The 18,748-nt window shown below is 67.4% G+C and carries 13 protein-coding genes and 3 pseudogenes; 13 read left to right on the top strand and 3 right to left on the bottom strand.

Annotated features, from left to right (window positions below; genetic code table 11):
* The first annotated feature begins 42 nt into the window (after positions 1-42).
* From CKW06_RS22725 to CKW06_RS22685, 9 genes are all read left to right on the top strand, one after another.
* Positions 43-1,293 carry an NAD(P)/FAD-dependent oxidoreductase gene (locus tag CKW06_RS22725; RefSeq protein WP_024957726.1) on the top strand — a complete coding sequence of 417 codons (1,251 nt, stop codon included), beginning with the start codon at positions 43-45 and terminating at the stop codon, positions 1,291-1,293.
* The gene (locus CKW06_RS22720) at positions 1,281-1,838 is read left to right on the top strand and encodes a DUF3261 domain-containing protein (protein ID WP_005411599.1); all 558 of its coding nucleotides are present in this window, start codon (positions 1,281-1,283) and stop codon (positions 1,836-1,838) included. Before CKW06_RS22725 ends, CKW06_RS22720 begins: the two co-directional genes overlap by 13 nt.
* Positions 1,835-3,019 carry a beta-ketoacyl-[acyl-carrier-protein] synthase family protein gene (locus tag CKW06_RS22715; RefSeq protein WP_005411598.1) on the top strand — a complete coding sequence of 395 codons (1,185 nt, stop codon included), beginning with the start codon at positions 1,835-1,837 and terminating at the stop codon, positions 3,017-3,019. Before CKW06_RS22720 ends, CKW06_RS22715 begins: the two co-directional genes overlap by 4 nt.
* Positions 3,016-3,471 carry a hotdog family protein gene (locus CKW06_RS22710; protein ID WP_005411597.1) on the top strand — a complete coding sequence of 152 codons (456 nt, stop codon included), beginning with the start codon at positions 3,016-3,018 and terminating at the stop codon, positions 3,469-3,471. Before CKW06_RS22715 ends, CKW06_RS22710 begins: the two co-directional genes overlap by 4 nt.
* Positions 3,468-4,199, top strand: a complete 732-nt coding sequence (locus CKW06_RS22705; RefSeq protein WP_005414863.1) for a 3-ketoacyl-ACP reductase FabG2 — start codon at positions 3,468-3,470, stop codon at positions 4,197-4,199. Before CKW06_RS22710 ends, CKW06_RS22705 begins: the two co-directional genes overlap by 4 nt.
* The gene (locus tag CKW06_RS22700; protein ID WP_024957727.1) at positions 4,199-5,437 is read left to right on the top strand and encodes a beta-ketoacyl-ACP synthase; all 1,239 of its coding nucleotides are present in this window, start codon (positions 4,199-4,201) and stop codon (positions 5,435-5,437) included. The genes CKW06_RS22705 and CKW06_RS22700 overlap by 1 nt, the downstream gene beginning before the upstream one ends.
* 62 nt (positions 5,438-5,499) lie before the next feature.
* Positions 5,500-5,940, top strand: a complete 441-nt coding sequence (locus CKW06_RS22695) for a hypothetical protein (protein ID WP_005411594.1) — start codon at positions 5,500-5,502, stop codon at positions 5,938-5,940.
* 160 nt (positions 5,941-6,100) lie between these two features.
* Positions 6,101-6,361 (top strand): YcgL domain-containing protein, encoded by a 261-nt coding sequence (locus CKW06_RS22690; protein WP_005411593.1) that lies wholly within the window; start codon positions 6,101-6,103, stop codon positions 6,359-6,361.
* Positions 6,354-9,692 (top strand): ankyrin repeat domain-containing protein, encoded by a 3,339-nt coding sequence (locus CKW06_RS22685; RefSeq protein ID WP_024957728.1) that lies wholly within the window; start codon positions 6,354-6,356, stop codon positions 9,690-9,692. The genes CKW06_RS22690 and CKW06_RS22685 overlap by 8 nt, the downstream gene beginning before the upstream one ends.
* A 169-nt stretch (positions 9,693-9,861) precedes the next feature.
* On the opposite strand, the gene CKW06_RS22680 is transcribed toward CKW06_RS22685, so the two are convergent.
* A complete protein-coding gene (locus CKW06_RS22680; RefSeq protein ID WP_005411591.1) occupies positions 9,862-11,640 on the bottom strand; it encodes a monovalent cation:proton antiporter-2 (CPA2) family protein in 1,779 nt (592 codons plus the stop codon).
* A 343-nt stretch (positions 11,641-11,983) separates the two neighbouring features.
* On the opposite strand from CKW06_RS22680, the gene mgtE reads away from it, so the two are divergent.
* Together mgtE and CKW06_RS22670 are read left to right on the top strand one after the other, a co-directional pair.
* Complete coding sequence (gene mgtE / locus CKW06_RS22675; RefSeq protein ID WP_005411590.1) at positions 11,984-13,354, top strand: magnesium transporter; 1,371 nt, start codon at positions 11,984-11,986, stop codon at positions 13,352-13,354.
* Positions 13,355-13,531: 177 nt separating this feature from the next.
* Positions 13,532-16,258, top strand: coding sequence for a bifunctional acetate--CoA ligase family protein/GNAT family N-acetyltransferase (locus tag CKW06_RS22670; protein ID WP_024958511.1), 2,727 nt, complete (start codon positions 13,532-13,534; stop codon positions 16,256-16,258).
* Between the two features lie 35 nt (positions 16,259-16,293).
* On the opposite strand, the pseudogene CKW06_RS22665 reads toward CKW06_RS22670, so the two are convergent.
* Positions 16,294-16,404, bottom strand: a pseudogene (locus CKW06_RS22665) (YbjQ family protein); the annotation flags it as partial.
* A 630-nt stretch (positions 16,405-17,034) separates the two neighbouring features.
* Positions 17,035-17,235 (bottom strand): annotated as a pseudogene (locus tag CKW06_RS23785) (transposase); the annotation flags it as partial.
* Between the two features lie 159 nt (positions 17,236-17,394).
* Here CKW06_RS23785 and CKW06_RS23695 point away from each other — a divergent pair.
* Positions 17,395-17,718: a hypothetical protein gene (locus CKW06_RS23695; protein ID WP_143568532.1), complete on the top strand. Its 324-nt coding sequence runs from the start codon at positions 17,395-17,397 to the stop codon at positions 17,716-17,718.
* Positions 17,719-17,942: 224 nt separating this feature from the next.
* Positions 17,943-18,708, top strand: a pseudogene (locus tag CKW06_RS22650) (transposase).
* Positions 18,709-18,748: the final 40 nt, after the last annotated feature.

Genomic DNA, 18,748 nt, shown 5'->3' with positions numbered 1-18,748 from the left:
CCGCTTTTCTTCTTTCCCTGATCGAGCAACAAGGACGCCCCGATGAGTACTGCTGTGGATGCTGTCGAACGCACTGAAATCCTGATCATCGGCGCAGGCCCGGCCGGCTCCGTGGCCGCGGCGATGCTGCGCCAGCAGGGCCGACAGGTGCTGATGCTGGAGCGCCAGCAGTTCCCGCGCTTCTCCATCGGCGAAAGCCTGCTGCCACAGAGCATGGAGTACATCGAAGCAGCCGGGCTGCTGCAGGATGTGGTCGAGGCCGGTTTCCAGTACAAGAACGGCGCGGCCTTCGTGCACGGTGAAGCGCGTACTGCCTTCGACTTCCGGAAGAAGTCCTCGCCGGGCTGGGGTACCACCTACCAGGTGCAGCGCGCCGACTTCGACAACGTGTTGGCACGCGGCGCCGAGCGCATGGGAACCACGCTGCGTTTCGGTGATGAAGTGCTGTCGGTCGAACCCGGTGAACAGCCTGCGGTGAACGTGCGCCGCCCGGATGGCAGCGAATACCGCATCGAGGCCGATTTCATCCTCGACGCATCGGGCTTCGCGCGCCTGCTGCCGCGCCTGCTGCAGCTGGAATCGCCATCCAATTTCCCGGTGCGCGGCGCGATCTTCTGCCACGTGCGCGACAACATTCCGGCCGAAGCCGACTTCGACCGCAACAAGATCCTGATCACCACCCATCCCGAACACATCGACGTCTGGTACTGGACGATTCCATTCTCCAACGGCTGCTGCTCGCTGGGCGTGGTCGCCGAGCCGTCGTTCTTCGAGCGCTACGAAGGCGACGACCTGCAGAAGCTGCAGGCCATCGTCGGCGAGGACCCCAACCTGACCCGCCTGCTGGCCAATGCCGAATGGGCGGTGCTGCCGGTGCGCCGCATCACGGGTTACTCGGCCAATGTCAGCTCGCTGTGGGGCCCCGGCTACGCGTTGCTGGGCAACGCCGGCGAGTTCCTCGACCCGGTGTTCTCGTCCGGTGTGACCATTGCCTTCAAGTCCGCGCAGCTGGCCAGCGAGTGCCTCAAGCGCCGTTATGCCGGCCAAACCGTCGACTGGGAAGCTGAATTCTCGATCCCGCTGCGCGCCGGCGTGAAGACCTTCCGCCGCTTCGTGGAAAGCTGGTACCAGGGCGGCTTCCAGAAGATCATCTACCACCCGCAGCAGCAGCCCGAAGTGCGCGACATGATCAGCTCCATCCTGGCCGGTTACGCCTGGGACACCAAGAATCCGTATGTGGCCGATGAAAGTGGTCGCCGCATGCGCGTGCTGGAGGAATTGTGCAGCGCCTGATCTTCCGTACTGCGGCCCTGCTGCTGTGCCTGCTGCTGGCCGCCTGTGCCGGGCGCATGCCCAAGCCCCAGGTGGAGCTGCCGCCGCTGCGGCTGTCGCCGGCCAGCCTGCCGGCGCCGCTGGCCCTGCAGCAGCAGCTGCATTTCCGCTTCGGCAGCCATGAGCGCGACCTCGACGCGCTGCTGGAAGCCGACGCGCAGCAGGTGCAGCTGGCGGTGCAGGCGATGGGCCAGACCGGCGTGCGCCTGCAGTGGGACGGCCAGCAGCTGACCCAGCAGCGCGCGCCGTGGCTGCCGCCGCAGGTACGTGCCGAGCGTGTGCTGGATGACCTGCAGTTCGCGCTGTGGCCGACCGCGGCCATCGCCGCCGCGCTGCCGTCCGACTGGCAGGTCAGCGACGACGGCCAGCAGCGCAGCCTGTCGCGCGATGGCACGGTGTGGCTGCAACTGCAGCGCCTGGACGATGGCAGCGTGCAGCTGGACAACCGTGCCGAAGGCTATGCGCTGCGCATCGAATCGATCGACATGGCCGGACAGGACCGATGAGTGCACCGATCTACCTGAACGACCTGGGCGTGGTCTGCGCGCTCGGCGATGGCCGCGCCGCTGTCGCGTCGGCGATGTTCGCCGACGTGCCGGGCGGGCTCAGTGACAACGACAGCCTGTTGCCGGGGCGCACCCTGGCGCTGGGAGAAGTACGCACGCCACTGCCGGCGCTGGAGGAACTGCCGGTGGCCCTGCGCGGCCGCAACAACGCCCTGCTGGACGTGGCACTGGCGCAGATCGCTCCGGCGGTGGCCGCCGCGATCACCCGCCATGGCGCCGAGCGCGTGGCGGTGGTGCTGGGCACCAGCACCTCGGGCATCGGTGAGTCCGAGCAGGCCCTGCGCACCCACGCCGAACAGGGCCAGTGGCCGCAGGGCTTCGATTACGCCCAGCAGGAAATGGGTACTGCCGCGCAGTTCGTGCGCCAGCGCAGCGGCGCTCAAGGGCCCGCGTGGACCCTGTCCACCGCCTGTTCGTCCAGTGCCAAGGCGCTGATGTCGGCTGCACGCATGCTGCGAGCCGGTATCGTCGACGCCGTGATCGCAGGCGGCGCGGACTCGCTGTGCCGCTTCACCGTGGCCGGTTTCAGCGCGCTGGAATCGGTGTCGGCCCTGCGCTGCAATCCGTTCTCGCAGCACCGCGCCGGTATCAACATCGGCGAGGGCGCCGCGCTGTTCCTGCTCACCCGCGAGCCGGGTCCGGTGTGCCTGGCCGGGTGGGGCGAATCGGCCGACGCCCACCACATGTCCGCGCCGGACCCGCAGGGCCTGGGTGCCATCGATGCACTGCAGCAGGCGCTGCAGCGCGCCGGCTGGGCGGCCGATGAAGTGGACTACGTGAACCTGCATGGCACCGCCACCGGGCACAACGATGCGATGGAAAGCCTGGCGGTTTCGCAGGTGCTGGGCAACGGCATTCGGGCCAGTTCGACCAAGCCCCTGACCGGCCATACGCTGGGTGCGTCAGGCGCGATCGAAGCTGCATTGTGCTGGATCGTGCTGGCCGAGAACCCGCAGCAGCAGCTGCCACCGCACTGGTGGGACGGCGTGGCAGACCCCGCGCTGCCGGCACTGCCGCTGGTCGCACCGGCCACCCGCCTGGCGCAGGCACCGCGGCGGGTGCTGAGCAATTCGTTCGCCTTCGGCGGCAGCAATGCCGTGCTGGCGCTGGAGCGTCGATGAACATGCTGTATGCAATTGAAGAGGTGGTACCGCACCGCCAGGACATGTGCCTGCTGGAGCGCATCACGCACTGGGACCAGGACACCATCGAGGCGGAACTGGTGGTGCCCGAGGCCGGCCTGTTCGTGGAAAACCACGAAGTGCCGGCCTGGGTGGGCATCGAATACATGGCACAGGCCATCGCGGCCTGGGCCGGCTGCCGTGCGCGTGCAGCGGGCAAGCCACCGCAGCTGGGCTTCCTGCTCGGCAGCCGCCGCTACAACAGCGCGCGCTGCAGCTTCCCCAGCGGCTCGCGGCTGCGCGTACAGGCGCGCTGCGAGCTGTTGGGTGACAATGGATTGGGGATGTTCGCCTGCCGCATCCTGGCGGGCGAGGACGAATGGGCTACAGCCAACGTGTCGGTGTTCGAACCGGCCGATGCGATGGCCTATCTGGAGAGTGGACAGGCATGACAGGGAATCGAAGCGTGCTGGTGACCGGCGCCAGCCGGGGCATCGGCCGGGCCATCGCGCTGCGCATCGCGCGCGATGGCTTCGACGTGGTGGTGCATTGCCGCAGCCGCCTGGATGAGGCACAGGCCGTGGTGGCCGAGATCCACGCGTTGGGCCAGCAGGCCCGCGTACTGATGTTCGACGTGGCCGACCGCGAGGCCGCACGCGCCGCGCTGGAGGCCGATGTCGAAGCGCACGGCGCGTACTACGGCGTGGTCTGCAATGCCGGCATCGCCCGTGACGGCGCCTTCCCGGCACTGTCGGCGGAGGATTGGGACCAGGTCATCCACACCAACCTGGATGGCTTCTACAACGTGCTGCATCCGCTGATCATGCCGATGGTGCGGCGGCGCAAGCCGGGCCGCATCGTCACCCTGTCGTCGGTGTCCGGACTGGCCGGCAACCGCGGGCAGGTCAATTACAGTGCCGCCAAGGCCGGGATCATCGGTGCCACCAAGGCCCTGGCGCTGGAACTGGCCAGCCGCCAGATCACCGTCAACTGCGTGGCCCCGGGCCTGATCGAGACCGAAATGCTCAACGATGAAGTGATCGAACACGCGCTCAAGCTGATTCCCGCCGGCCGCGTCGGCCGTCCCGACGAAGTGGCGGCCACGGTGGCGTTCCTGCTGTCCGAACCGGCCGGCTACATCACCCGCCAGGTGATCTCGGTGAACGGGGGCATGCTCTGATGGCCACCGATCGTCGCGTCGTGGTGACCGGTGCGTCCGCGATCAGTCCGCTCGGCCATGACTGGCCGACCATCGAGGCGCACCTGCGCAGCTGCCGCAACGCGGTGCGCGCGATGCCCGAGTGGGATGTCTATGCCGGGCTGAACACCAAGCTGGCTGCGCCGGCGCAGGACTTCGCGCTGCCGCCGAACTACAACCGCAAGACCACCCGCTCCATGGGCAAGGTCGCGATCATGTCGGTGCGTGCCACCGAAGTGGCGCTGCGCGAAGCTGGCCTGCACGAGCACCCGGTGCTGCGCAGCGGTCGCACCGGCGTGGCCTATGGTTCCTCGTCGGGCAGCCACGAAGCCACCGGCGAGTTCGGGCGCATGCTCAACGAGCTCACCACCGAAGGCATCAGCGCCACCACCTACCTGAAGATGATGAGCCATACCGCGCCGGTCAACATCGGCGTGTTCTTCGGCCTGTCCGGGCGTGTCTACACCACCTCCAGTGCCTGCACCTCGGGCAGCCAGGGCGTGGGCGCGGCCTATGAAGCGATCCGCAGCGGCAAGCAGACGGTGATGGTCGCCGGTGGTGCCGAGCAGCTCGACGCTACCGCTGCGGCGGTGTTCGATACCCTGTTCGCCACCAGCGTGCGCAACGACGCGCCGCAGACCACGCCGCGCCCGTTCGATGCCGGCCGCGATGGCCTGGTGCTGGGCGAGGGTGCCTGCACGCTGATCCTGGAAGACCTGGAGCACGGGCAGGCGCGCGGTGCCACCATCCTTGCCGAGGTGGTCGGCTACGGCACCAACAGCGACGGCCAGCACGTCACCCAGCCCAGCGCCGACACCATGGCCCAGGCCATGCGCCTGGCGCTGGAGGATGCGGGCCTGGAGGCGGCGCAGATCGACTACGTCAACGCCCACGGCACCGCCACCGATCACGGCGACATCGCCGAGACCCAGGCCACCGCGCAGGTGTTCGGCAGCCGCGTACCGATCAGCTCGCTGAAGAGCTACGTCGGCCACATGCTCGGTGCCTGTGGTGCGTTCGAGGCCTGGCTGAGCATCGAGATGATGCGTGCCGGCTGGTTCGCCCCCACGCTGAACCTGGCCGAGGTTGACCCGCGCTGCGGCCAGCTCGACTTCATCACCGGGCAGGGCCGCGAATTGCAGGCCGAGTACGTGATGAGCAACAACTTCGCCTTCGGCGGCATCAACACCTCGCTGGTGTTCCGCCGCTGGAGCGAATGATCCACCGTCCCATCCCGCCTTTTTCCTCAACCCACCCGCACCCCCGACAAGGAGATGTTCCGATGCGCCGCACCCTGATGATCGCCACGGCCACTGCACTGCTGGCCCTGACCTCCACCGCCTCCGCCCGCGACACCCGCGTTGAGCAGTCCCTGCAGGAGCTGGTCACCTCGCAGGCCGCCCGGGACGCCGGCATCGACGGCAGCGTGCGCTTCTACCTGGCCGGCCAGCCGGTCAGCGTGCAGCAGCGCTTGGGCGAGGACGTGACCAACAAGAAGACCAACGCCGCCAACAAGAGCGATGCCGAGGCCTGCCGCTGGGTCGCGCTGTCGGCGCTGCGCGCACTGCAGGACGGCGCCAAGTCGCGCGGTGCCAACGCGGTGGTCGACATCGTCAGCTACTACAAGAAGAACGAGTTCAAGAGCAGCACCAACTACGAATGCTATGCCGGTACGATCCTCGCTGGCGTGGCGCTGAAGGGCACCTACGCCAAGGTCAAGTAAGCGACCGCAGGGCAGCGGCGTTGCCTGAACGCCGCCGCCACATTGCTGAACCCCGTCGGGGAAACGCCGTCGATCACGCCGCCATCGTCGGCCGACGGCTTTCCCCGGTGTCGGCTTTCCGACACAATCATGGCTCTTCCCGGGTTATCGTCCCGCGGACATGCACGCCTACGTCTATAAAAGCCAACTCAAGCCTGACACCTACGTCTACGTTCCCCGACGCGATGATTTCAGCGCGCTGCCTGCGCCGCTGCTCACCTCGCTGGGTGCGCTCACCTTCGTCCTGGACGTGGCCCTGGATGCCCAGCGTCGCCTGGCCCAGGCCGACCCGGACAAGGTTCGCAGTGACATGAGCGAGCGCGGGTTCTACCTGCAGGTGCCGCCGTCGGTGGCCAGCCTGATGCCGCGCCACTATGACTGACGTCTCCCGTCCGCGCGCCCTGTCGATCGCCTTCGCCGTGGGCGCCGTGCTGGCACTGGGTGCTGCCGTGGGCGGCGTTGCGGGTGCCATCCTCGCCGCCCTGGCGCAACCGGCGTTCGCGCTGGGCGTGTCCTGGTGGCGGCGCAGCCGTGCGCTGCTGCCGCTGAAGGTGGTTGCACGCCAGGACCTGCCGGCGCTGCTGGCACTGTGGGCGGCCGCACCGCTGCTGCTGGCGCTGCTGCTGGCCTGGCCGCTGGCGGCGCTGCGTGACAGCGGCAGCCTTGCGGCGGTGCTGGGCCTGAGCGTGCTGGTCAGTGCCGGCCTGCTCGCTGCCTGGCGCACCTGGCCGTTGTGGAACGATGTCGAACGGCTTGATGGCCGCCTGGCCCATCATTGGCAGGCGCTGGCCGGTCGCGACCTGACCGCTTGGCGCGGTCTCGGCGTGGCGGCGCTGGTGATCGCGCTGGCCGCGCTGGTGGTGCTGCCGGCCTGGCCGGGACTGCTGCCGGAGAGCGCGCGCTGGCCCGCTGCGCTGGCGGTGGTGGTGGTGTCTCCCGTGCTGCACCTGCTGCTGCAGCGGGTCGCGCCGGCGCCGCTGGTGTCGTTGCGCCCCAGCCCGATGGCGACGTCCAGCGCAGAACACGAACCGATGCTCGCTGCCGCAGCCGAGACCGCGCCGCTGGAGGCGATGGCTCCGCAGGAGCTGACCCCGGCCCTGTATGAAGCCGCCCGCCACGGCCGCATCGACCGCGGCCTGCAACTGCTGCAGGCCGGCGCCGATCCGTATGCGCTGCCCGACCCGAGCTGGCGCGACCAGCGCAGCCTGGCGGTGCTGGCGGCGGTGCTGCCGGACCTGCGCCTGCTGCGCGAACTGATTGCCCGCGGCGTTGACGTGAACGCGCCGCACCGGGGCATGACCCCGCTGCTGGCCGCCACCCGCGACAGCTGGCATGGCCGCCCCGAAGCCGTGATGACCCTGCTCGCCAACGGTGCCGATTCGCGTGCCACCGACAGCGATGGCAACACCCCGCTGCACCATGCCGCGCGCAGTTCCGACCCAGGCGTGGCCGCGCTGCTGCGCGATGCCGCCGCCGAAGTCGATGCGCTGAACAACGAGGGCTGGTCGCCGCTGGCCGTGGCCTGCCAGGTCGGCAACTGGCGCCTGGCCCGCTTCCTGCTCGAACGCGGTGCGCGCAGCGAACCGGCAGAGGGCACCCCGGTGCTGCTGGCCGCCGCCGCCACCGAAGACGACGATCCGGCTGGCGTGCAGCTGCTGCTCAAGCACAAGGCGCGTGCCGACGCGCGTGATCGCCAGCGCCGCAGCGCGCTGCACGAGGCGGCGCTGGCCGGCCACGTTGAAATCATCGGCGTGCTGCTGGCCGCCGGTGCCAACCTGGAAGCACGCGATGCACTGGGGCGTACGCCCTGGCTGGAAGCCGCCCGTGCCGGGCGCGCCGCGGTGGTCGAACACTTGCTGCCGCACAAGCCGGACCTGGTTGCCGTCGACGGCGAAGGGCGCAACGCAGTGCAGCTGGCGGTGATGGCAGAGGATGTCTCGCCGTTGCTGGTCAAGCGCCTGGTGGAGCTGGGCATCGCCGCCGACGCGACCGATCCGGTCGGTCGCCGTGCAGTGGACTACGCTGCCGAAGCCGGGCGCTGGGCGATTGTCGCCCTGCTGGATCCGTCCTATCCGTTGCCGGCCGCGGTCAGTGACGGCCTGGCCGAGCGTGGCGAAGCCGCCAGTGCCAGCGGCCTGCTGCCGGACCGCCCGCCGCTGACCCTGCTGCGCGAGGCGCTGGGCTTCGGCAACACCGAAGGCATGGCCGCGCTGGCCAAGCTCTGCCAGCCGGAAGAACTGGGCGGCCTGCTGCTCGACCCAGAGCTGGCGCTGGAGCCGCGCGCGGTGGATTGGCTGCTGGGCCACGGCGCCGATCCCTACGTGCGCGACGCCTGTTCCGATACGCCGATGTTCGCGTTGCTGTCGCGCGGAATCGATGCGGTGCCGGCGTTGCAGGTGATGTTGCAGCGTGGCTTGTCGCCGGCCGGACGCGGTGGCCTGGCACGCTTCCTGGCGGCCTGTGCGCAGCACGACCAGGCCGCCCGTGGCCTGGAACAGCTGGCGCTGGAATTGCTGGAGCGTGGCGCCGATCCGTTCGCGGCTTCGCCGGCCGGTGATCCGCCGTTGTCGCTGGCGGTGCGCCTGGGCTGGCTGCGCCTGCAGCAGGCGCTGCTGAAGGCGGGCGTCGATCGTGAAGCGCGCGACAGCCATGGCATGACCGCATTGCATCTGGCCACCGCATTGGCCCGCGAAGGCGCGCTGAAGCTGCTGGTGCAGCACGGTGCCTCGCCGGAAGCACGCGCCGCCGATGGACAGACGCCGCTGGGCGTGGCGCTGTCGATTGGTCGCCGCGATCTGGCCGACTGGCTGGACTGGCGGGTGTGGCCATTGCCGCGCCGCACCCTGCGCGAGTCCGATCTGCCGGCCGCCGCAATGGCCGGTGACGTCGACGCGGTGCGCCGCCTGATCGATCTGGGCTTCGCCGTCGATGCGGTTGATGCGCAGGGCTGCACCGCGCTGCTGCGCGCCGCCGGCGGTGGCCATCTGGCGGTGACCGACCTGTTGCTGGCGCGTGGCGCTGATCCGCAGCACGCAGCGGCCAGTGGTGCCACGCCGCTGTCGGCGGCGGTCAGCATGCGCCAGGTGGACATCGTCTCGGCCCTGCTCGACGCTGGCGCCAAGCTGGAACACCGCCTGCCGGGCGGAGTGACCGTGCTGATGCTGGCGTCCGCGCTGGGTCTGCCGGACATCGTTGCGCGCTTGCTCACCGCCGGTGCCGACGTGCACGCCGGTGACGCCCAGCAGCTGGGCCCACTGCACTGTGCCGCGCTGTATGGCTTCAGTGCCCGCGACCGCTCGCGCCTGCTCGCCCTGCTCGACACCCTGCTGCTGGCCGGTGCCGAACCGGACCAGGCCGCGGCTGGTTCGGTCACGCCGCTGCTGCTGCTGCTGGGCGCACGCGCCGAGCCCGGCACCGCCTGCGACGAACAGGTGGTGATGGCCGCAGTGGAACGCCTGCTGGACGAAGACGTGAGCCTTGAGGTGCGTGATCCGCGCGGCTTCGGACCGCTGCACCTCGCGGCCCTGCACGGCCTGCCGCTGCTGGTGCAGCGCCTGCTGCGCGCTGGTGCCGATCCGGAGGCGCGCGACAGCCTCAACCGCAGCCCGCGCGAGATCGCGGTGATGCGTGGCTTCATCGACGTGGCCGGCGAGTTTGAACCGCGCGTGCCGGGTGTCTCGTCGATGGCGCGGTTCCTGCGCGACAACGGTTGAGCCGAGGTCTGCGACATCCACGCATGGCGTGGATCTACGGCCGGAATCCGCAGTGGGTAGTGCCGGCCGCTGGCCGGCAATCTCCTGAAACCTTCGGGATCCCGAGGCTGCCGGCCAGCGGCCGGCACTACTGCAATCCGTGGTGGGTGCCGACCGTTGGTCGGCACGCCTACTTGCCGTCGCTTTCCGCGTCGGCCTCGAACAGATGCATCAGGTCGTTGCGTGCGTCGCGCGAGGTCTGGATCACCGCTGCCTCGTCGTCGTACACCAGGTACTGGTCGCGCAGCAGCTGCTCATCGTGCTCGCGGAAGCGCTGCACGTGGCGCTCGGCCACATCCGGTGCCACGCCCAGCGCGGTCAGCACGCGGCCGCTCATCTCCAGGCTGGTGCCGAACACTTCGCGGAACGGCTCGGCCGACATGTCCATCAACCGCCACGCATGCTGGCGGTTGCGTGCACGCGCCAGCACCGTCGCGTCCGGGTACAGCCGGCGCACCATGCGCACCGCGCGCAGGTTGGTTTCCGGGTCATCCACGGTGATCACGAACACATCGATGTGCTCGCCCCCGGCCGCGCGCAGCATCTCCGGCCGGGTCGGGTCGCCGTAATACAGCTGGTTGCCGAATCGGCGCAGGTCGGCCACGGTATCCGGGTTCGCCTCCAGCGCCACGAACGGCACCTTCTGCGCGGTCAGCAGGCGCGCGATCACCTGGCCGAAGCGGCCCATGCCGGCGATCAGCACCTTGGGCCGGTTGTCCGGCGCCACCTTGTCGGCCTCGGCCGGCTCGCGCGGAGTGGCTTTCTCCTGGCCGAGCAGTTTCAGCAGCGCGATCATCAACAGCGGCGTGATCGCCATCGACAGGCCGACGATCGCCACCAGCCGGTCGTGGTTGGCGTTGCCCAGCAGGTGCGCGCGCTGTGCCTCGTTGAACACCACGAAGGCGAACTCACCGCCCAGCCACAGCACGCTGCCCAGCAGCAGCGATTGCCGCGAGCTGAGCCGGGCGACACGTCCAACCGCGTAGAGCAGGCTGAACTTGACCACCAGCAGGATGCCGACACCTGCGGCGATCAGCCACGGCTCGGCGGCGATGCGGTCCAGGTCGATGCCCATACCCACCGCGATGAAGAACAGGCCCAGCAGCAGCCCCTTGAACGGCTCGATCTGCGCTTCCAGCTCATGCCGGAACTCCGAATCGGACAGCAGCACGCCGGCCAGGAACGCGCCGAGGCTGGGGCTGAGGCCGGCTTCCTGCATGAACCAGGCGGTGCCCAGCACCACCAGCAGGGCGGTGGCAGTGAATACTTCCGGGCTGCGGGTGCGCGCGATGATGCTGAACACCTTGCGCAGCACCGGTCGTCCGCACAGGATCACCACCGCCAGCGCACCCAGCGCCACGGCCGCATCTTCCCAGCGCAGGGTCTCGTTCTTGACCCCGCCCAGCAGCGGGATGGCCGCCAGCAGCGGGATCGCGATCAGGTCCTGGAACAGCAGGATGGCAAAGCCCAACCGGCCGTGGTCGCTGTTGATCGCCTTGTGCTCGGACAGCAGCTGCAGGCCCACCGCCGTGGATGACAGCGCCAGCGCCACGCCTACCACCAGCGCGCTCTTCCACTGGAAGTGGTCGAGCAGCAGCAGGCCGCCCAGCACCAGCCCGGACAGCGCCACCTGCGCCGCACCGGCACCGAACACCGAGCGCCGCATCACCTTCAGGCGTGCCGGCGACAGCTCCAGGCCGATCACGAACAGCAGCATCACCACGCCGATCTCGGCGGCGCCGAGGATGCGGTCGGCGTCCTGCACGAAGCCCAGCCCGTCCGGGCCCAGCACCACACCGGCCGCCAGGTAGCCCAGCACCGCGCCGAAACCGAACTTCTTGAACACCGGCACGGCGATGACTGCCGCCAGCAGCAGCACCAGCGCCAGTTCCAGACCACCGCTATGCATGGGAATACCTGGTCATCGGGGGAGCCGCTGTGCGTCCGTTCGGGTTGGGAAAAGCGTGGCGAACACCACCGCGCCATTATGCGCGCCGGCCTGTGTACGCACGAGAACAACCTGCGGGCAGGGTGCTGCCGCGGCGGGACCGGGTTGACCTGCATGGTCCACGGGTCCAGACTGCCCGCCGCTGGCGGCGCGTCCGTCGGCACACGCATCCCGGAGTCCCCAACCCATGTCCAGCGACAGTAGAAGTCGACCTCGTTCGACGCCAGCGATGGCCACCGCCTGACATCGGGACGGTTTGCCTGCGTTGGCGTTGCGCGAGGTCGCACCCCACAAGGCAAACCCGATGAACCAGAAGCAATTGCTGCGCCCGGTGGCCGATGCCGCCGCACTGGCCGCGCCGCTGGCGAACTTCAACACCGCCGATGCGGTGGAATTCCTCAACACGCTGGAACTGACCCGCGCCGCGGAAACGCTGGCTGCGCTGCCGTTGCCGCGTGCAGTGAAAATGCTGGAAGCGCCGGAACTGCACCGCAGCGGCGAACTGGTGGCTGCGCTGCCGCCGGCGCGCGCTGCCGCCCTGCTCGGCTTGATGGCCGACGACCGCGCCACCGACATCGTCCATGAGCTGGATGAGGAAGAACGCGCCCGGTTGATCCCGCTGCTGGGCACCGACGCCCGCCAGGCCATCCAGAAGCTGCTCAGCTACCCGCCGAACACCGCCGGCGCGCTGATGACCACCGAGTACGTGGCGGTACCCGCCAGCTGGACCGTGGCGCAGACCCTGCAGCACATCCGCCAGGTCGAGCGCACCCGTGAAACGGTGTACGCGATCTACGTCCTGGACCCGGCCAGCCAGCAGCTGCAGCAGGTGGTGACCATGCGCCGGCTGATCACCGGCCTGCCGGAGGAGTCGATCCTGGACGTGGCCCAGGTCAATCCACCGGTGACGGTGGACGCACTGATGGACCAGGAAGAAGTGGCACGGCTGATCCGTCGCCACGACCTGCTGGCGATCCCGGTGGTCGATGCGCAGCAGCAGATGCTCGGCATCGTCACCGTCGATGACGTACTGGATGCGCTGATCGAGGAATCCACCGAGGACGCGCACAAGTTTGGCGGCATGGAAGCGCTGGACAAGCCGTACATGCAGATCGGTTTCTTTGAGATGCTGCGCAAGCGCGCCGGCTGGCTGAGCGTGCTGTTCCTGGGCGAGATGCTGACCGCCAGCGCGATGCAGCACTATGAGGACGAACTGGCGCGCGCGGTGGTGCTGACCCTGTTCATTCCGCTCATCATGAGTTCGGGCGGCAACTCCGGTTCGCAGGCCACCTCGCTGCTGATCCGCAGCCTGGCGCTGCGCGAACTGCGCCTGCGCGACTGGTGGAAGGTGGCCCTGCGCGAAGTGCCCACCGGCATGGTGCTGGGCGCGATCCTCGGCTGCCTGGCCATCGTGCGCATCGTCATCTGGCAGCTGGGTGGCCTGCATGACTACGGCGAGCACTGGATCCTGCTGGCGATCACCATCGGCGCCGCGCTGGTCGGCATCGTCACGTTCGGCTCGCTGTCCGGATCGATGCTGCCGTTCATCCTGAAGCGGCTCGGCTTCGACCCGGCCAGTGCCTCGGCCCCGTTCGTGGCCACGCTGGTGGACGTGACCGGACTGGTGATCTATTTCAGCATCGCCGCGATGATCCTGCACGGCACACTGTTGTAAACCGGGGTCGGTTAGGGGGTCGGGTCCTTCGCGCAGCGAAGGGCTCTGACCCCTGAAGCACCGTGCTCCGGTAGTTGCCGACCTTGGTCGGCACGCAAGGGTCACGCAAGGGTCAGATCCCTTTCCTGGGGAAAGGGATCTGACCCCATCGTCATGGAATTTGGTTACCGTAGGCGCATGAGTACCTACCACCTGCAGTCCGTGTTCCGTCCGCAGTCGGTCGCGGTGATCGGCGGCAGCCCGCGTCAGCGCTCGGCCGGACGTGCGGTGATGCGCAACCTGCGCGGCACCGGCTTCCCCGGCAAGGTGGCGTGGATCAACCCGCGGCATGCCGAAATCGATGGCATCCGCACCGTGAAGCGGCTGAAGGACCTGGACTGGGTGCCGGATCTGGTGGTTATCACCGCGCCGGCGTCGATCGTGCCGCAGGTGGTGCGCACCGCTGCCGAACGCGGCGTGCAGGCCGCAATCATCCTCACCGCGCACCTGGGGGAAGGCCCGGGCTCGCTGTCGGCGCAGGTGGAGGCGGTGGCGCGCAAGCATGGCCTGCGCATCCTCGGCCCACACTGCCTGGGTGTGATTGCACCGCACGCGCGGCTCAATGCCAGCATCGCCGCGCACTTCCCGCAGGCCGGTGATCTTGCGTTGATCTCCGAATCCTCGGCCATTGCCGCCGCGCTGGTGGAGTGGGGCGTGGCCCGCTCGGTCGGGTTTTCCGCGGTGGTCTCGCTGGGCGACACGATGGACGTCGACTTCGGTGACCTGCTCGACTACTTCGCCACCGACTACCGCACCCGCGCCATCCTGCTCTACGTCGAGCAGATCAAGGATGCGCGCAAGTTCATGTCGGCCGCGCGTGCCGCCGCCCGCGCCAAGCCGGTAGTGGTGGTGAAGTCCGGCCGCGCCGAGCGCGTGCAGCCGGGCAGCCGCGATACCCATGTGCAGGCCCTGGCCCGCGCCGACGACGTGTATGGCGCCGCGTTCAACCGCGCCGGCCTGCTGCGCGTGGGCGCGCTGGACGAACTGTTCACGGCCGCCGAATCGCTGGGCCGGTTGGGGACCTTCCCCGGTCGTCGCCTGGCCATTCTCAGCAATGGTGGCGGTGTCGGCCGCCTGGCCGTGGACCAGCTCATTGCACTGCGTGGCACGCTGGCCAACCTGTCCGACAGCACGGTCGAGAAACTCGACGCCGTGCTGCCGCAGGGCTGGTCGCGCAGCAACCCGGTCGACATCGTGGTCGACGCCGATGGTGACCGCTATGCCGCCGCCATCGAGGCGCTGCTGGCTGACAACGAGAATGATGCGGTGATGGTGGTCAACGTGCCGACCGCATTCACTTCATCCGCAGACGCCGCACAGGCGCTTACCCGCACGCTCGGACTGCGCCCGCGCCATCACCGCGACAAACCGGTATTCGCGGTGTGGCTGGGCAACGATGACCAGGCCACCGCCACGCTCAACGCGGCACGGGTGCCGACCTATCCGACCGAGGCCGAAGCGGTGCGCGGCTTCCAGCATCTGGTGCGTTACCGCGAAGCGCAGAACGCGCTGATGGAAACACCGCCCAGCCTGCCGCAGGACTTCAGTGTCGACGCGGCGGCCGCACGCGCGCTGGTCGATGCGGCATTGGCCAACGGCCAGCAATGGCTGGACCCGTTGGCCACCCACGAACTGCTCAAGGCCTACGGCATTCCCTCCGCGCCGGTGATGCACGCGCGCGATGCGCACGAGGCAATGGACCTGGCGCAGCCGTTGCTGGAGCGTGGCGCCAGCGTGGCGCTGAAGATCCTGTCGCCGGACATTCCGCACAAGTCGGAAGTGGACGGCGTGCGCCTGAACCTGTCCACGCTGCCGGCGGTGCAGAGCGCGGCCAACGCGATCCTGTCGCGCGCACGCCAGCTGCGGCCGGATGCGCGCATCGATGGCCTGCTGGTGCAGCCGACCATCGTTCGCCCGAAGGCGCGCGAGTTGATCGTCGGCATTGCCGATGACGCGACGTTCGGCCCGGTGATCGTGGTCGGCCGTGGCGGTACCGCGGTTGAAGTGATCAATGACAAGGCGTTGGCGCTGCCGCCGCTGGACCTGCGCCTGGCCCACGAGCTGATCGGCCAGACCCGCGCCTCGCGCATCCTCAAGGCCTATGGCGATGTGCCTGCCGCCGACGAGCGCGCACTGGCATTGGCGCTGGTCAAGCTGGCACAACTGGCCGCCGACATTCCCGAAGTGCGCACGCTGGACATCAATCCGTTGCTGGTCGACGGCAAGGGCATCCTCGCCCTCGACGCACGCGTGGCGGTGGCGCCGTCGCGCATCCTGCACAAGGGCCGTGGCCATCCGCGCTTCTCGGTGTTCCCGTACCCGAAGGAGTGGGAGCGCACCATCGAACTGTCCGATGGCGGCCGCGCCTTCGTGCGTCCGGTGCGGCCGGAGGATGACGCGTTGTTCCGTGCGTTCTTCGCCCGCGTCAGCGACGAGGATCTGCGCCTGCGCTTCTTCCAGTCGGTGAAGCACTTCAGCCACGAGTTCATCGCGCGCCTGACCCAGCTCGATTACGCACGCTCGATCGCACTGGTGGCGATCGAACCGCGTAGTGGCGAAATGCTCGGCGCGGTGCGCCTGCACGCCGATGCCGATTACCACCGTGGCGAGTACGGCATCTTGATCCGCTCGGACCTGAAGGGCCACGGCATCGGCTGGCGGCTGATGGCGATCATGATCGAGTACGCCAAGTGGCTGGGCCTGGACGTGGTCGAAGGCCAGGTGCTGCGCGAGAACAGCACCATGCTGGCGATGTGCCAGAGCCTGGGCTTCAAGACGAAGCTGGACCCGGATGACCCGACGGTGATGATGGTGGCCCTGCCGGTGCAGCAGGTAGAGGTGCCCGAGATCCCGCCAGCGGCGTGATTCCGGGTAGCGCCGGGCCATGCCCGGCGGCCTTGTCAGCGCAACGGTTCCACCACCACCGCCGTGCCATAGCACAGCACCTCGGTCAGTCCAGTCATCACATCGGTGGCGTCGTAAAGCAAGCTCATGCTGATGATTGCGCTGCTGTCAGTCGTTCCGACGATTGAATATAGACTACAACGATGGCTTATACCCTACGCCAGTGACGTCCGAGTGGTCCACGCATGTCGGCGTACCGGGTGCCTGCTGTGTCTCTTGCGTAGGAGTGACTGAATCACCAGAAGGAAAGAAGCGGCTACTGACGCATTTCGCTCTTCAACTCAGCGAAGAAGCAACGCTACCATTGCGCCACGGCGTGGCGGCGACGCCATCTGCGTGTGCTGCCTAGCTATGGTGGCGGCAACTGCAGACGGTCGGACCTTGCCGTTCTTGTTCATAGGAGCGGTTGTCATTGTGATAGCCAGGCGTGTCGACGTCAGGCGCGAGCGGATTCGGGAAGAGCACGCGTCGAAATGATCACTTTGCAAGGATGCCGCTTGAGCTGCAGCTGCAGCTGCGGCTGATTCCTGCAAGGACGCCAAGTCCGTATTGGTTTCAATGCGGCAGTTGATGGACCAGAGCAATCGTCATGACTCTTCTCGACGCTTGGCATGGAGTCCACGCGAGTTATGCAGGGCATCTTGACCTGAGAACGACTGGTGAGCCGTTCGAACAGCCGCATCGAATCAATCTCGTGCAACGCTTGCTACATGCCCGAATTGCTCAAACGCATATCACTGCTGCAGCAGGTGGATGCGCAGCATCGTCTCCATCGCATACGGTGACCGACCCACGCGACCCGAACGCGGGTAATGTGGCTCGATCCGGGCCGGTAGTGCCTTCCATGGCACTACCTAGTCCACCTCGTAAAGGAGAATCTCGCGCCGGGTCTGCTTGCGCTTGCCCAGGCCCTGCGCATCCCCAAATGTCAGCCGTATGATGTATTCCACTACGCGAATCAATAGTGTCCCCCGAAGCGGCAATCTGTGGCGGGCACTGCTGCACAGTTCGCAGGGAGCTGTTCAGAACATCCTTAGCGCTGGTAAATCATTGGCTGGATCGCGGGGCTTTCGCCCTGCGATCCTTTGAGGGTCGATATGAAGATTACTGATGGATTTGATGGGCGGCATGGCAAGTTCTATTTTATTTCCCTGGTAGCAATGGCGTTTGCCTCAGCGCTGATGCTGGTGGCGGCGCTTCGGGGTGCTGAGCCTTTGCAGGTTCCTCAGGAGGTCGGAGTTTCTGTTGCCGCATTCTCGCTGATGTGTTCGACGGCAAGTTACCTGCTAATAGGGAAATTAAGTGCTCGTTCCTGCTGCTTGGGGCTTCGGCTGCCGTGTTTTCGGCCGCTCTATGGTCGTTCGGCGCGCCTTTGTCGTTCGTGCTTCTTTTGGGGCTTCCAGCTCTGCTCCTGTCTTTAATTTCAATTATTTTTCGGGATAAGATCGATATACAGGTCGAGGGGGATGACTAACGTTATTTATCTATAGATTGGCTTATTCTTAGTCCATTGGTCGCTGATGGCTGAGCGAGATTTGCCGTCCTCATGACCTGCATCTAGGATGCTCTGAACAACTACTTCGGTAGTGCTGTCCGCTGGCCGGCGGCCTGAGAGACAATAGAGACACACGTTGAGAAGCCATCCATGCAGCTGACATTTGGCGATACGCAGGGTCTGGGCAAGCGCAAGCAGACCCGGCGCGAGATTCTCCTTTACGAGGTGGACTAGGTAGTGCCATGGAAGGCACTGCTGGCTCGGATCGAGCCACATTACCCGCGTTCGGGTCGCGTGGGTCAGTCGCAGTATGCGATGGAGACGATGGTGCGCATCCACCTGCTGCAGCAGTGATATGCGTTGGAGCGATCCGGGCATGTAGCAAGCGCTGCACGAGATCGCTTCGATGTGGCTGTTCGCCCGGGTCAGCGAGCTTGATGCGATCCCGGATGACCAGTTGTTTGCAGGAAGCATTGCCGACAACATCAGCGGCTTCGACAGTGGCTTCGATGAACAGCGCATTGAGGAAGCTGCTCGAATGGCCGCGGTGCATGATGACATCGCGGGGATGGCGATGGGTTACCACGGTCTTATCGGCGACATGGGCAACTCGCTCTCAGGCGGTCAGAAGCAGCGAGTGATTCTGGCCCGCGCCCTCTACCGCCGGCCACGGATTCTGTTTCTAGATCAGGCCACCAGCCATCTTGATATCATGCGCGAGCGCTTGGTCAACGAAGCCGTGCAGCGTATGGAGCTGACCAAGGTGATCGTGGCCCATAGGCCGGAGACCATAAACAGCGCCGACCGCGTGCTCGTGATGGAGCAGGGGCGGATCGTCCAGGAGGTGCGGCCCCAGCGTGGGGCGTCGACGGCGCCTGCTTCCGACGCCGAGGAATGCGCCGCGGCATCGGTTTGACTGGCGTCCCACAGGGTATCCAGAAGCGGGCGCGGGTCCG

Source organism: Stenotrophomonas maltophilia, from assembly GCF_900186865.1.
Taxonomy (GTDB): Bacteria; Pseudomonadota; Gammaproteobacteria; order Xanthomonadales; family Xanthomonadaceae; genus Stenotrophomonas; species Stenotrophomonas maltophilia.
This window is presented reverse-complemented; position numbering and strand designations above follow the sequence as displayed.